This is a genomic window from Polyangiaceae bacterium (genome assembly GCA_016715885.1).
In the GTDB taxonomy this organism is placed as follows: Bacteria; Myxococcota_A; Polyangia; order Polyangiales; family Polyangiaceae; genus Polyangium.
Genome location: JADJXL010000025.1, coordinates 794,801 through 809,443, shown reverse-complemented (window position 1 = coordinate 809,443; position 14,643 = coordinate 794,801). Strand labels below are relative to the sequence as shown.

Genomic DNA, 14,643 nt, shown 5'->3' with positions numbered 1-14,643 from the left:
GTGCGTTAGCGCATCCCGAACGTGACGACGATCATGACGATGATCGCAATGACCGCTACGACGATGACCCATCTCAAAGGCATTGATTGCGATATCGCTTCGTCAGGAGGACCGCCGACGACGGTTTGTGCCATCGTTTTGGAAGCATTGTCCACATGCGCTGCGGTTATCGTGGTTGCATCCATGCTCTCGCGCGAGGGCATCTTTGGGCGGTTTTCTTCAGGCACGCCGATCAGCATATCCTCGCTCAGCGTCGGTCCTTCCGGCAAGAGCGCAGAAAGCGCAGCGAGCATTGCAGCGGCATCCGGATAGCGCCCATCGAGGTCTTTCGTGCGCGCTTTGTCGACGATCGCCGCGAGATCCTCCGGGACCCACGGCGCTGCTTGCCGCACTGGAATCGTCGGTGCATTGGAAAGCGTATACAAGAGCTGCGCCACCGACTTGATGCCCATATGCGGTGGCGATCCCGCGAGCATTGCAAATAAAGTGACGCCCATCGAGTACACGTCGCTTCGTGCGTCGACGTATTTCGCTCCCGTGATTTGCTCGGGCGCCATGTACAGCGGCGTTCCAATGACTTGACCCGTTTTCGTCATGGGAGCAGCCGGCATGGTCATGCTCCCCGACGAGCCGCCCGTTGGTCGAATCTTCGCAATGCCGAAGTCGAGCACTTTGACGATGATTTTGCCGTCCACTTGCGCGAGAAAAAGATTGTCGGGCTTGACGTCTCGATGCACCACCCCGGCCGCGTGTGCCGCGGCAAGTCCTGCGCACGCTTGTGCACCAATTCGCAACGCCGCCTCGGGCGCAATGGGTCCAAGGCGAGTTATGAGGGCGCTCAGGCTTTCTCCTTCGAGCAGTTCCATCACGTGAAACGGCACGTCCGTTTCGGGATCCCGCTCGAGCTCGTACACGGTCACGACATGTTTCGAGTCGAGCTTTCCGGCGATACGTGCTTCTTGTGCGAACCGCAAAAAATCCGGATCATCGTCGGCAAATGGCTGCGAATGCATCCACTTCAGCGCGACGTGATGTCCGGACGGCAAATCGATTGCCTCGTACACCGAACCCATCCCGCCGTGCCCAATGAGCCGGACGACTTCGTACTTACCGAGAATCTGGCGACCTTCCAAGCGCATGGACTCTAGCGCCCGTGCTTGGTTTGGCAACACTTGCCGCACCTCGAACGAAGATTCCCGTGCCGTTTCGCTCGAAAGGGTGTATTGTCGCGACGCTTTTGCGAACGTGGAGGAAAACGGAGTGCCCCTCGAGGAGCCCGCACCGAAGGCAAGGATTTCACTGACATCCTCCGCGGATAGCGAACCGCCGTCGATCTCACGCCGCCGCGTGCCGGATGCACTGGTGAATCGTTATGAAAGCATACGATTCCTCGGCGAAGGCGGAATGGGGACCGTGTATCGCGCACGGGATCCACGTCTCGGACGCACGGTGGCCGTCAAGCTGCTCAAAGGAGACGATGCGGATCTTTGGCCTCGATTCATTGCCGAAGCTCGCGCGCAGGCAAACATTCAACACGAAAACGTTTGCCATGTGTACGATGCTGGGGACGTCGACGGGCAGCCGTTCATCGCGATGCAATTCATCGATGGTGAACCATTATCGAATTGGAAGGACAAACTGACGCTCGAGCAGAAGGTTCGCGTCCTGAAACAAGTCTCGATGGCCGTGCACGAAGCGAATCGGCTGGGGATCATTCATCGCGACATCAAGCCGGGCAACGTTCTTTGTGAAAAACTCGAAGACGGCACGATAAAGCCGTACATCATGGACTTTGGTCTCGCGCGGGAAGTGAACGAGCAGGGACGAACGCAGACGGGCGCCGTGATTGGAACGCCTGCGTACATGCCTCCCGAGCAAGCAAAAGGCGACGTGCGATCGATGGATCGCCGGTCGGATGTGTATTCGCTCGGAGCCACGCTGTACGACGTCATTGCGAATCGTCCGCCGTTTGTCTCGGAAAACGCGTGGTCGCTGCTCATGGCGGTCGCATACGAAGAACCCCCGGCGCTTGGAAAAGTCAGAAAAGGTGTTCCGGAGGATCTCGAAACGATTGTGATGAAAGCGATCGAGCGGGAGCCATCGCGCCGCTACGATTCGGCCCGAGCGCTCGCGGAGGATTTGCAGCGGTATTTGGATGGCGAGCCCATTTGGGCGAGGCGTTCTTCATGGGCGTACATCCTTTGGAAAAAGGCCAAAAAGAACAAGCTCCTCACGGCCATTGCGATGACGGTTTTCGTGAGCGCCGTGGTGCTTGCAATCGTCTGGGGTCGAGCACGCAAGCAAGCGGTAGAGCAGGCGCGGCTGGCCCAGCAGCTCGGTGAGGGCATCAAAGAAATGGAGCTCTTTTTGCGGGCCGCGTATGAATTGCCCGTGCACGATGTCGAACGCGAGCGAGACGTCGTGCGAGATCGATTGAAAGACATCGAAGAGCGCATGGCCAAGGCGGGCAAAGCCGGTGAAGGGTCAGGCAATTACGCCATTGGTCGTGGTCATTTGGCGCTGGGAAACCCGGAGAAGGCACGAGTGCATTTGGAAATGGCTTCCAAATCCGGGTACGCCTCCGCGGACCTCGAATACGCGCTCGGCTTGTCGTATGGCGAGCTTTTTCGCAGGGCGGTCGATGAGACGAAACGGATTACGAACGAAGAAGAGCGGAAAAAGAAATCGGCCGAATTGGAAACGTCGCTTCGGGATCCGGCGCTCTTGCATTTGCGCGCCGCACTTTCGGCCAGAATTGAAGTGCCCGTGTATGCCGAGGGGTTGATTGCGCTGTACGAGGGCAAAAATGACGAAGCGCTCACGAAAGCGAAAGCCGCCTTCGAGAAAGCGCCGTGGATGTACGAAGCCAAGAAGCTCGAAGGGGACGCGCTTTATGCCGAAGGCAGCAAATACCGACACGATGCAGCCTTCGATTACGACAAGATGAAGTCGTATTTCGATCCGGCGGCCGAAGCATATCGCGTTGCGGCGGACATGGCACGGAGCGATCCGGAGACGCATCGAGCTGAGTGTGAATTGTGGGAGAAAATGGGCGCCGCGGCGGGAATGAAAGGAGCGCCGTCGAGAGATGCCTTCGATAGGGCGAATGTCGCGTGCTTGCGCGCCGTGCAGTCCAGCTCGAGGGACGGAAAGTTGCGAGTGCAGCGGGCGATTGTGCTTCAATCGGCTTTGATGCGTCAAGTGGACGAGGCTGGTTCGCCAGATGAGAAAATTCGGTTGGCGGATGAAGCCGTTCGAGTTGCGCGTGAAGCCGTGGAAGCATTACCCAATGACGCCATGGCCCATTATGCCATGGCCGGAGCGCAACAGATGCGCTCGTACGCCCTGCAGAGCGTGGGAAAGGACGCGTCCATGCAGGAAGCAATAGCCGCTTTCGAGCGCGCTCTTTCGATGGATCCGCGATTTACGTGGGCCATCAGCGAGCTCGGCGATGCTTATGGCTTCGATGCCGAGAAAGAACGATTGCGAGGACGCGACCCCACGCCACTCTTGCGCAAGGCAATTCGCCAATACGAACATGCATTGGAAACGGATCCAAAATTCGCACTTGCGGCAGGCAGGCGCCTCGTTGCATACAGAAACTTCTTGGAATACGACATGCAGCGAGGCCGTGACTCGCAGGAAACGTTACGGGCGCTGCTCGATGCCGTGGCACAATATGAAAAATTGAGCCCCGGACCATGGCTCGTGGCTTATTGGAACGTGCGTGTCAATGTACTTCATGCCCAATACGAAAACACGTTTGGACGATCGCCTATGGCTGCACTCGAAGCAGCAACCAATGTCATCACCAAGTTTGCCGGCCCGTTGCCAGACGATTACTGGTTTCTCCTTGCGCTCGTCGATTGTCGCCTCGTTGAAGCCACGTACGGCCTGCGCGCCGGCAATGACATTTCCGCAATGATCGAAGATGCTCGACGCGCGGTCAAAAAAGGCGCGGAAATCAAGTCCACCATGCCGCTCGATCTGCGACACCGCGCCGCCGCAATCGAAGTTTTGGCGATGACGTATGCAAAACAGCGCGGACAGCTCGATAAGGAACATTTCGACCGAGCTCTCGGATACGTGCAAAATGTGAGTAAAATCGCTGGCGCAGATGCATTGTTGTATGCGCTCCACGCCGAAGTCCTCGCGCTGCGCGCAGCGTGGACCCACGAACGTCGCGACGATCCGACGGACGACATCCAAGCGGGACTCGCGTCCGTTGACGCTGCCGTCGCCATGTATCCGCGCATGACGCGAGCCGTCATTGCGAAGGGCAATCTCTTGCTCGTGCGTAGCCATCGCGCTCACACGGAAACCGAGCGTCGTGAGGCAGCTTCCCGGGCCAAGAGTGCCTTCGAGGAGGCGTTTCGAGAAAATCCCCTACTTGCACGTGAGCATGCCACTTCCTACAAAGATGCCCAAAATCTGATTCAGTAACGTAACGTGAGCGTGTTGTTCTGTGATATGGTTGTCAGATGTTCCGACAATCCGTAGGAGGAGACATGAGGTTCTCTGGCCACTTTCTTGCGTCGTTTTTCGCAGCCATCGTGGTTGCCAGCGGGTGTGCGCCCGCAGATGACGAGCTTGCTCTTGCCGAAGCCATCGAAGCTCCGCTCGAACCGGCGGCGGGTGGTATGTTTTACGAGCCCCCCTCAGGGAAAAACGGACTGCGTCCAGACGAGTTTTGGAGCGCCGTCGCGCAGGAATCGATGCGTGAAGTGCAACACCATCCGCTCGGCGGTGGTGGTTCGTTCGTCAACGCGGACGGCACCACCGTGCATCAACTACCGTCGCTGCCCCACACGGACGATCTTCTTGCGACGTACCCGGACGTCGTCAAATACCTCGTTCAATGCGCGCTGCCAGATACCGTTTACGTGTACGACCACGTGAACGACGCGACTTATCAAGGTTGGTGGGGTTTGGCGCCGGGCTGGCTTTCGGCGAACATTTCAACCGCCACGGATGCGCAAGAATGGGTATCGGGTTGCATGATCGCTCGGCTCAATGCGACCGGCAAACACGTCGACATTCTTCTCGAGGGCGCACATCCGGCCATCGGGGTGAATACGGTCTACAATCTGCTTTATCCATTCCAAGAATCGACCGTGTTCGCGAACATGTTCGCTTCGACCCTCCCCATTACCAACAATTCACCGGCATTTCACGCCTACCTCTGCCGTGAAAACAATCTGCTGAATGTTTGTCTCGGCGATGGAGGTCTCGGGTGGCTCGATCGTCGCGTCTGCGACAACTCGCCATCGACCTGCGGCCTCGTCGATCTCGGCAGGTGCGCTGCCAAAAGTGGCGCGTGCATTGCGAACGGCCAGCACTGGGAGTGCCGTACGTCCGTCGATAGCCCGTACCGTGTTCCGACGGTCGGCGTTCAGCTCACCAATTTGCTGACGATCCTGGACTGCAACAACTAGCGCAGCTTCACTTCCAATCCACGTCGAAAAAGCCCCCATCGAGCACTTCGCGTCGATCCAAAAGGTGCCCTCCGCGCTGCGCCGTCATTCGAGCGTCGTACACCAGAAAGTCCGGCGAAAACCGCGGCAAGTGACGGCTCGCGAGCGTGCCTGTAATACCTACGCCCGCATGCACGACCACGTATTCGTTCGCATTCCGAGGATGCGGATGAATGAACGATATCCCCACGTCATCCCCTTCGTGACGTTTTCCACGCAGCGTTATCGCGTGGGGCTCGAAACGTGCCGGCAGCGACGCTTCGAATAATGCCGTCACTCGATTCGATTTAGGATTTCCGATGAGCACCAAACTCCGCGACTCGATCTCCGCGTCCGAGATCTCCGTGTCGCTCTTGATTGGAAATCGCGCTGCAAACGTGTCGAACGACGCGAAGTGCTCGGCCACCATCCGGTTTTCCTCGATTTGCGCCGGATCCTGCGTGCCGTATACGATGAGTCGCCCATGCCGATCGATGTCGTCGATCGGTCCCGAAACGCCCGCTCGCTTTCGCCCCGCCCGCGATGGCTCGGATGCTACTTGGACAAACTCGCTGCCCTGCATTACGAAATACGCCGCATCCGAATTGAATGGCCCCGCCATGCTCTTACCATTCACCGTCACGCGCGGCTCCTGCTTCAATGCAAGCTGTTTCAAATCGAGCGCAAACGATTCCACGTGTCGCGCTTTTATCGTGATCGTTGCGTCTTTTTTTGAATACCGCGCATCGATGTCGGCAAACTTGTCCTCGGCGCCAAGACCCAGCACGCGTACCCAATATGCCTTGTCGTATCGCCATTCCCCCGTGACCAGCCGCACGTGCTCGGGTACCTCGGGCCTTTGCCGCCCGATGAGCCGCCGAATCATGTCCCCGTCTTCGTAGCCGTAATCCCAAACGTTGTGGTCGAGGTCCTCCTGCACATCGAGCTCGTGGGCATATCCCAGCGCTCGATAACGCTTTGCCATGACCTCGGAGCGACGAGGTTCGTCTTTGCCGCCATGCACCATGAACATGGGCACGTGCCGCCCATTTTCCGCCCAGTTCACGATGTACCGTTTGGAAATGAGAACATCCTCCCAAGGCTTGTGCGGCGGCGTGCGAATGCTGCTCCAATCGAGCAAATTGGGATAACCACACAGCGGCGCCGACGATGAAAATACGTCTGGATAATGTAATGGAAGGACAAACGATACCGTGCCTCCGAGCGAATACCCCGTCATCGAAATGCGCCGATCGTTGATGGGATAATGCGCTCGCACTTCGTCGATCACGTGGAGCAGATCCGCTTCACCCAAGTGCCTTTGGCCCGAATTGCCAAACTGCCAAGGCGCTACGATGAACGCACCCAAGTCTGGCAAACCCGGCAAATGCCTCGCCTCGTGCGTCCCCTGAAACCCGCCTTCGGGCGCTTCGCCAAGGACCACGCGAAGCGCTACCTCCGGACGATTGCCCAAGCCATGCGACGCCACCACGAGCGGCAGCGCTTTGCCTTTGCGAGCGGCTCGCGGCACGAAGAGCACATAAGGCTGCAAATTCCCATCGAGCGGCGATCGATAGGCGCGACGAACGACCCCCGTACGACCCGCATAAGGCGATTTGCCTTGCTCCAGCGATTCGACGAGCTTCTCCGCTTCCTCCGTCCGCCGCTTGATCCACGACACGTCTGGATCACCCCCAGCGATGTCGTTCATCAAATCTTCAATGTGATAAATCAAGCTGTCTTTGTCGCCACGCGAAGCTTTCGACCCTTCGATCATCGACCGTTTCGCAGCCAACGCAACGATTCGCCGATGCAGGTTTTGACGAACCACGATGGGCACCGTGATTTCATACCCCGGCGGATCGCCCAGCCGAATGCGCGCTTCATGAGCTCCCGCGCTCTCGAGCGGCGCCGTAAAGGAAAACGTTCCTTCGGACGAACCTACCTTTTCCTTGGGCAATGCTCCTTCGGCGAGCAGCCGATTTTCGCCCTTCTTGACGTCCATTTCCACGCGATAGGGCAGGTCGGTCGGTTGCCGAGGCCCGAGTCCCAGCCACGCCGGGCGCACTTCGATGGAAAAACCATTGGCATCGGGCTTCTTCGAAACGTTTGCACTCAAAAGGTCCGTAACGCCACACTGCGCTTTGGGATCAGGCGCAAAAAGCAAATCCGGTGCGGGTCCTCCTGCGGGAGATCGCGCCCTTAGCCAAAACGACGTTGGAGCATTCGTAGATTGTTCGACGTGCACCACGATCCGATGCACCCCGCGCTCCACGTCCACCGCTATGCGCATTTCGTCTTTGAATGGCGGCGGATCGGCATCCCGGGCTCCTTCCAGAATCGTTTTCCCGTCGAGCGATATCCGTACCGTGCCCGCAAACCCAGCAGTGAATGCGACCTTCGCCGTACGCCCCGCGAGGACGAATCCCGAAAGCTCGTAATGCGTCGTTCCTCGTGAGCCCTTTTTGCCATCCGTCTTGTCGTGAACGTCAACGCGACCGTCTCTGGCGCACAGCGACTTTGCCGCGACCTCGGGCCCTGCGTCCGCATTCGCCGTCGTTTGTCCGTCCAGTATGGGACCAGGAATGGGACCGACCGCCGTCCATGCATTGAACCAACCTTCGCCGTGCGGAGCCAAGAGCGTTTTTGCATCGAGCGATTGGTCGTCCTTGGTGCGTAAGGACAAACAGCCTGTGCCAAGACAAACCGATCCCGCCCCGCACGTCTCTGGATTGAGCTGTCCGCCGTCCGCACAGACGAGCGCTACGTCGTCCGAAGCACATCGGTTGTCGTTCGCACTACAGCGTTGCGCCGCTTCCGCCGTCGCGTCTCCGTCGGAACCATCCGGCGCGGCCGCATCGCCCGGACCTCGGCCATACGGCTGACGATCGACCCCATGTTCCGCCGGCGGACGACACGACAGGCCCCCGCAAAGCGCAAAATGGACGAGCAAAAGTGCAGAAAGACGACGCATCGAGCTCCGAGGCGCGCAAAACGCCCAGCACGCTCGGTAGCACGACCGACCCGCCGGACCAAGCCCGTCGCAATCGAGATATTTGGTAAGAGTAGAAATTTATTCTTTCGTCAAAAGCTCGAGTGGGGTTGCGGGTCACATTGATGCGGAGAGGTACTTCATGAAGAGCGATCGACTTGACCAGCCATCGTCGTCGATGGGAGGTTTGTCCGGACGGAACGATGATCATGCAGGAATGCTTTCGTTGAAGACGCTTGCTGCGAAGGTGGAGCCGGCTGCGTCGACGCGAGAGACGACGCTCGAGGACTCGGGCGTCATTGATTTGAAAAAGCTCATGGCGAATGCCGAGCCGGTGGATTTGTTTCCGCCGGTATTGAATCCGGCGGATGCAGGCTTGTTTGCCGTACCTGAAATCACGTTGGTGCCGCAGGTGGTGGGGACGCAAAATCAAGCGAATGACGCGCAGGCGAAGGCAACTGGAGGACGTGGAAAGTGGGTTGCAGCCGCGTCGTTGATGGCCGTGGCGGCGGTGGGGACGCTGATCGGCCTGCATGCTCGGGGGCTCGAGGCGCAGTCGAAATCCGTTCCTCAGCTTCAGAATGGCGTGGCGGCGGCGGCGCGAACGGTGTCGCCGGAGCCGCGTGAGCGTGCCGAAGCGCCACGACCGCAACCGACGCCGCAATCGGTTGCGACTGCGCTTCCAAGTCCCGCACAACCGAAGGCGGTGCAAGCACGAGCTCCGGCACCGCAAAAGATTCGACGTGCCGTGACGAACCCGCCGCTGCGCGATCGAGCACGCAAGGCCGAGCCGGCCGCCGAGCCGAAGCCCGAGGTGAAGCAACCTCCGCCCGAGCCGTGCGATCTCATGTGTGAGATTCGGCGAAGAGCCACCAAGAAGAAGTAACGAGCTGGAAGCCGAGCGGAGGTTCGTCCAAGGCATTTACGACGGCCCGATAGGCCTCACGTTCCGTGCATGAAAGCTCGACTCTGGAAGCGTCGCGGTTCGCGTGGGTTCGCTCGAACGCTCGGATATTTGGCAGGCATTTTCGTCACGGCGCTCTTCGTATCGTGGCTCGATTCACGTCGGCGCCGAGTGGTTGCGCGAGCGCGAGTTCCCAAAACGGCGGACGAGCGCACGATGCGTCGCATTGCCGAAGCGCAAGCGGGCGGCATGAGCAGCGAAGAAGGCCGAGCTCGGTGGGAGCGTGGTGAACATCCTGGGGGACTTCACGGCAAAGCCGAGCGATTGCCTCCTGATGCAGAATCGTTGGAGATCCAAGAGCCGCACGATCGCAAGGAGATCCACCGCGGCGCTAGGCGCACTGCAATGCCAGCGATGCGGCGCTGACACGATACGTCCGTTCACCAGCCAAGTTCAGGGCGCATGACGGCGCGCGTCTGGATACGATGGGCCAAAAGATGCCTGCCGTGCCCGAACGTGAAGCCGTGCATCGTGCCGAACCCCCGGCAAATGCAGCCACTGCTGCGACGCTTCGTCACGGAAGTGTGCGACCGTCGGAAGCGGCTCGGAGTGCTGCTGCGACGCCTCGAGTCACCGACATCCCGCCGCCCCCGGACGAACCGCAATCGTCTCGGCTGAAGCTACCGGGAGCCCTTTTGGCGACGACCGTCGTGCTCTTGGCGTACGTCGGCGCCATCGGTTTTTTCCAGTTTGTAATTCCAAACGCTCCGTCGCTCATCGCGCAAGTCGGCGGCGGCGTTGCCGTGGCGATCGTCGTGTTCTTCTTTCACGCGTTCTTGGGCGGCTCTTTCGTCGAGCACACGCTCCGTGCGGAAGAAGCGTACCGCGCGGGCCTCCGATTCATCGCGCTCGTCGCGCCGTCGATCGTGCGGTGGATCATTTACGCCTGCCTTTTCGGCATGTTCATCGTGGCGTTCTACGACCTTGCGGGGTGGAACGCGGAGCCCGTCGCGCGTTTGCGTGTGCTCGGCGCCGTCGCGATGCCCGCGATCTTGGCCACTTGTGCGGCGCTGCTCGTCGAGCGACGTTTTGCGCGCGGCGAGTTTTCCCTGGAGATCACGTATCCCCCAACCATGCCGCTGCGCGATCGCACCGATTGGAAGTTCAAACTCGATCGCACGTGGTCCTACGAAGCGGGACTCATGCGTGAATCGGTGCAGCGCATGGGGCGTCACGCGGCCATCTTTGGTTTTCTCGGTTCGGCCATTTTGATCGCGTGTGCAGTGATCTTGCTGCGTTACGCCAAGGACGAGGACGAACTGCGGCATCTCGTCGCGCTCAGTGTCGGTGCTGCGACGACCGTGTCGTTCACCTTGAACCTCGGCCAGGTCCTCTTTCGTTCGGCCAGCAACGATTCCACCGCGCGCATGATGGCGTGGTCCGCTCGCACGCTGCTCATCGTCAGCGTGGCGACGGCGTTTTTCTCCGTCGCGTTCTTGTCGGGGTCGGGCGACAGCTCCGACGGCAAGGGCTACCTCTTTCAGGGCTACAAGGGTGCGCTCATCGTAGGCGTGGCCGTAGCGCTCTTGGGCGAACGCATTCTTCGAGCCGTCAAGGATCGCGCCGCAACGCTTCTCGGTGTTGGCAATGCCGCGGTTGCGCGAACGGGTGACATGACGCTCATCGACGGACTGAGCGACGAGGACATCGCGCGGCTTGCCGAAGAGGGGATCGATTCGACGCACGCGCTCGCGTATTGCCCTACGCCGCGTTTGTTCTTCAATACGCCGTACGGCTTGCAACGGCTCTGCGACTGGCAGGACCAAGCGCTGCTCATCGCGAGGGTTGGCCGGACAAACGCTCAGCTCCTGCGCGAGCAATACATGATCCGTGGTGCTGTTGCGGCGCGGCAACTCGCGCGTGAAATCTGCACACGCGAAGGAGGTGGGACGCAGCGTACGCCGGATCCGCCCAGCGAAAAGCTTGCCGCGATGCCTTCGGAGGAAGGTGAAGACGAAGTGGCAAAGCTGCGTGCGCTCGCGAAGGCGATGGGTTTTATCGGAGTGAACCAAGCCGTGCTCGGCTTGCGATCACTCGTAGATGACGAAGCCATCGAACGGCTCGAGCTCTTCTCGCGCGCCGTGCCCATCTGGCATCGAGGCGGCGTGATGGAAGTACCGCCCCGCGGGACGAACGTCGCAGGCGCGTGATTCCAAGCGTTACTTCTCGCGACGCCTGCGCGGCTTGTACTTGACCCGCACGGGAACTCCTTCGAAACCAAACGTTTTTCTGAGCTGGTTCTGCACGTACCGCTGATAGCTGAAGTGGAGTTTTTCCGGGTCACTCGCCATGACCACGAAGAGCGGCGGCGAAGTTTCAGCCTGCGTGATGTAGTACAGCCGCGGTGCGCGACCGCCTTGTGTGGGCGGTGGACGATTCGCAAGGACTTGCTCGAAAAACCGATTGAGCGCGCCGGTGGACACGCGTCCGCGATAAGCATCGGCAACTTTGGTCACCGTTTCCGTGAGCTTTCCAAGACCACGTCCGGTCTTCGCGCTGATGTGCACGACGGGAGCCCAAGGCGCGAACGTGATCTTGTCCCGAGCGAGCTCTTCGGCTTTCTTCGCCCCGCCCTTGTCGAGCAGGTCGCTCTTGTTGAGCGCGATGACGACACCTCGTCCGCGATCCACCGCCAAACCGAGGATTTTCGCGTCTTGTTCCGCAACGCCTTCGGCTGCATCGCATAGAAGCACCACGACTTCGGCGCGTTCCATCGCCTGGATCGCATGCAAGACGCTCGTCGCTTCGACGACGCTGTCTTCCTTCGTCACCTTGGCCTTGCGACGAATCCCAGCCGTATCGATGAACATGAACGATCGACCATTACGCTCGACCCGCGTATCGATGGCATCGCGTGTCGTGCCTGGGCGCGCATCGACGATGACGCGTTCTTCTCCGAGCAACCGATTCACGAGCGACGACTTGCCGGCATTGGGTTTCCCAATGAGCGCCACGCGAATCGGGTGATCGGATGTTTCGACTTCGGATGATTCCGGCGGCAGCGGCGGAAGCGCTTTGAAAATGGCGTCTTCGAGCTCGTCGATGCGGCGTCCGTGCAGCGCCGATATCGGGATGATGTCGGGTGCTCCAAGGCGATACAGGTCGTTGCTTTCGATTTCGGTGCGTGTCGAATCGGCCTTGTTGGCGCAATAAATCACGGGTTTTCCCGAGCGCCGCAAGAGCGCGAGCTCGGCGCGATCAGCCGCCGTTGGAGGCGCGGCCGCGTCGAGCACGCAGACCACGACGTCCGCTTCGCCGATGGCGATGTCGATTTGCTTCTTGATGCTTTGCCGCATCGGATCGTCGCTTTCGGGGTCGAAGCCCCCGGTGTCGACGAGCATGTAACGTCGCGTTCGCGAAGTAACGGTGCCGTAGTGGCGATCGCGCGTCACGCCGGGTTCGTCATGGACGATGGCGGTTCGCCTGCCGACGAACCGGTTGAAGAGCGTGCTTTTGCCGACGTTGGGCCGGCCTACGATCGCCACGATGGGCAAAGGCGCGGCCATTTTGGAAGGCTCGGACGCCTCGAATTCGTTACGATCGACTTCTTCTTCGGACATTAGGTCGCCTCTTCTTCATCCGCTTCGTCGAGGTCGTCGTCTTCGTCATCGACGTCCTCCTCGTCATCGCCCTCGTCATCGTCGAGGTCTTCATCGACGTTCTCGTCGTCTTCGGGCTCTTCGTCACTGTCCGTAGCATCGCCTTCGTCGGGCGCTGTCGCGACAATCATGGTCGTGCTCGCTCCAGCGTCGGTTTTGCCGTAACCAAGCTCGTCGAGACGAGCGACGGATTCGCGCCAATCGGGCGTAACGCGCACCCACAAGCGGAGCACGACCTTTTCTCCGACGAGCTCTTCGATGCGTTTGCGGGCCGCAATGCCGATGCTTTTCAACATGGAGCCGCCGGCACCGATGAGGATCTTCTTTTGTCCCAGCCTTTCGACGTGAATCGTCGCATCGATTTGCACGGCCAATCCCGGCGCGCGCGGCTCCACGTACCGATCGACCGACACCGTCGTCGCATGCGGAACTTCGTTGGCCGTTGCTCGCAGAATCTGTTCTCGGACGTATTCGGCAGCGAAATACCGCGAAGGTTTGTCCGTCACGTCGTCCGCTTCGTATCGCCACGGGGCTTCGGGAAGAAGGTTTGCGACTTCGTCGAGCACGCGCGCCACGCCGTCTTCGCGCAGCGCTGAAATGGGCACGATCGACGCAAATTCGTGGGCTTTGCCGTAGGCTTCGAGCAGCGGAAGCAGGCGCTGTTTGTCTCGGACGAGGTCCACTTTGTTCACGACGAGCAGCGCCGGTCGGTTCTCCGCGAGGTCCTTGAAAAGCACCAGATCGCCTGGGTGCGTGAGCAGCGGCGGAGGTTCACGGTCGCCCTCGTCTTTGGACGACCGAGCCGCCGGGCGCGGCGCGATATCCGTGACGAACACGACGACATCTGCGCGACGTGCGGCTTCGCGGGCCGATTCGTTCATGACGCGTCCGAGCTGCGTACGCGGGCGATGAAGACCGGGCGTGTCGAGCAATGCGATTTCGGCCGACCCGTGATGCACGACGCCGAGCAGTGCATCACGCGTGGTTTGCGGGGTTGGCGAGACTATCGCGAGCGGCTGTTCGAGCGCGGTGTTGAGCAGCGTCGACTTGCCGACGTTGGGACGACCGATGATGGCGACCGTTCCACTGCGCTGTGGACCCGCGGGCAGGGGAGCGCGGCGTTTGTCGCGAGCGGGACGAGGCGGCGGCGGTGCTTTGCGCGCGTCTTGGCCCTTTCCTCGCGCTTCACCTTCGCTGCGCTGCGTTTTCCGTTCATCTCGCGGACCGCTACTGCGCACGCGCTGGCGTTCGTCTTGACGCACCGGCCGCTCGTCTCGTTCGGGCCTGCGTTCGTCACGACGCACCGGGCGGTCGTCGCGTCGAGCTTTGCCTCGAGCTTGCTCGCCTTGTTGTTTTTCCGGACGATCGACGCGCCGCGGCGCTCGTTCGTCGGAGTGCTTGCCTTTCGTTCCGGAAGGAGTCGCGGTGCGAGGGCCTGTGCGACCGGACTGAGCCGTATCCGAGCGGCCTGGGCGATTGGGCTTGGATCGGCGCTCGGTAGGGCCTCCGCGCTGTTCGGACGGCTCGTCTCGATTGGTTCGAGCTGTGCTGGGACGTGCCGCCCGTGATTCGTGTCTGCGACTCTTCACGCAGCGCGCGATAGCAGACGCGCGCGTGGGCCTCAAACGCTCCGTC

The 14,643-nt window shown here is 60.3% G+C and carries 9 protein-coding genes; 5 read left to right on the top strand and 4 right to left on the bottom strand.

Translation table 11 applies throughout. The features are described 5' to 3' along the window. Nucleotides 1-5: 5 nt before the first annotated feature. A complete protein-coding gene (locus IPM54_38250; protein ID MBK9265619.1) occupies nt 6-1,133 on the bottom strand; it encodes a serine/threonine protein kinase in 1,128 nt (375 codons plus the stop codon). A 127-nt stretch (nt 1,134-1,260) separates the two neighbouring features. On the opposite strand from IPM54_38250, the gene IPM54_38245 reads away from it, so the two are divergent. After that, the gene (locus IPM54_38245) at nt 1,261-4,443 is read left to right on the top strand and encodes a protein kinase (protein MBK9265618.1); all 3,183 of its coding nucleotides are present in this window, start codon (nt 1,261-1,263) and stop codon (nt 4,441-4,443) included. 65 nt (nt 4,444-4,508) lie between these two features. Continuing rightward, nucleotides 4,509-5,435 carry a hypothetical protein gene (locus IPM54_38240; GenBank protein MBK9265617.1) on the top strand — a complete coding sequence of 309 codons (927 nt, stop codon included), beginning with the start codon at nt 4,509-4,511 and terminating at the stop codon, nt 5,433-5,435. A 7-nt stretch (nt 5,436-5,442) separates the two neighbouring features. On the opposite strand, the gene IPM54_38235 is transcribed toward IPM54_38240, so the two are convergent. After that, nucleotides 5,443-8,427: a hypothetical protein gene (locus IPM54_38235; GenBank protein MBK9265616.1), complete on the bottom strand. Its 2,985-nt coding sequence runs from the start codon at nt 8,425-8,427 to the stop codon at nt 5,443-5,445. 160 nt (nt 8,428-8,587) lie between these two features. Here IPM54_38235 and IPM54_38230 point away from each other — a divergent pair, with 160 nt between their 5' ends. The 3 genes from IPM54_38230 to IPM54_38220 all read left to right on the top strand — a co-directional run bounded on the left by IPM54_38230 (nt 8,588) and on the right by IPM54_38220 (nt 11,559). Beyond that, nucleotides 8,588-9,331 carry a hypothetical protein gene (locus IPM54_38230; protein MBK9265615.1) on the top strand — a complete coding sequence of 248 codons (744 nt, stop codon included), beginning with the start codon at nt 8,588-8,590 and terminating at the stop codon, nt 9,329-9,331. A gap of 69 nt (nt 9,332-9,400) precedes the next feature. Next, nucleotides 9,401-9,775: a hypothetical protein gene (locus IPM54_38225; GenBank protein MBK9265614.1), complete on the top strand. Its 375-nt coding sequence runs from the start codon at nt 9,401-9,403 to the stop codon at nt 9,773-9,775. A 59-nt stretch (nt 9,776-9,834) separates the two neighbouring features. Next, a complete protein-coding gene (locus IPM54_38220) occupies nt 9,835-11,559 on the top strand; it encodes a hypothetical protein (GenBank protein ID MBK9265613.1) in 1,725 nt (574 codons plus the stop codon). Between the two features lie 9 nt (nt 11,560-11,568). Here IPM54_38220 and der read toward each other — a convergent pair whose 3' ends face one another. Next, nucleotides 11,569-12,969: a ribosome biogenesis GTPase Der gene (gene der / locus IPM54_38215; GenBank protein ID MBK9265612.1), complete on the bottom strand. Its 1,401-nt coding sequence runs from the start codon at nt 12,967-12,969 to the stop codon at nt 11,569-11,571. Further along, nucleotides 12,969-14,597 carry a GTPase Era gene (gene era, locus IPM54_38210; GenBank protein ID MBK9265611.1) on the bottom strand — a complete coding sequence of 543 codons (1,629 nt, stop codon included), beginning with the start codon at nt 14,595-14,597 and terminating at the stop codon, nt 12,969-12,971. The genes der and era overlap by 1 nt, the downstream gene beginning before the upstream one ends. Nucleotides 14,598-14,643: the final 46 nt, after the last annotated feature.

Excerpts from the sequence above, each read along its gene's own strand:
- IPM54_38240 (MBK9265617.1), top strand. The coding sequence starts at position 4,509 with ATGAGGTTCTCTGGCCACTTTCTTGCGTCGTTTTTCGCAGCCATCGTG.
- IPM54_38235 (MBK9265616.1), bottom strand. The coding sequence starts at position 8,427 with ATGCGTCGTCTTTCTGCACTTTTGCTCGTCCATTTTGCGCTTTGCGGG.
- IPM54_38230 (MBK9265615.1), top strand. The coding sequence starts at position 8,588 with ATGAAGAGCGATCGACTTGACCAGCCATCGTCGTCGATGGGAGGTTTG.
- IPM54_38225 (MBK9265614.1), top strand. The coding sequence starts at position 9,401 with ATGAAAGCTCGACTCTGGAAGCGTCGCGGTTCGCGTGGGTTCGCTCGA.
- IPM54_38220 (MBK9265613.1), top strand. The coding sequence starts at position 9,835 with ATGGGCCAAAAGATGCCTGCCGTGCCCGAACGTGAAGCCGTGCATCGT.
- der (MBK9265612.1), bottom strand. The coding sequence starts at position 12,969 with ATGTCCGAAGAAGAAGTCGATCGTAACGAATTCGAGGCGTCCGAGCCT.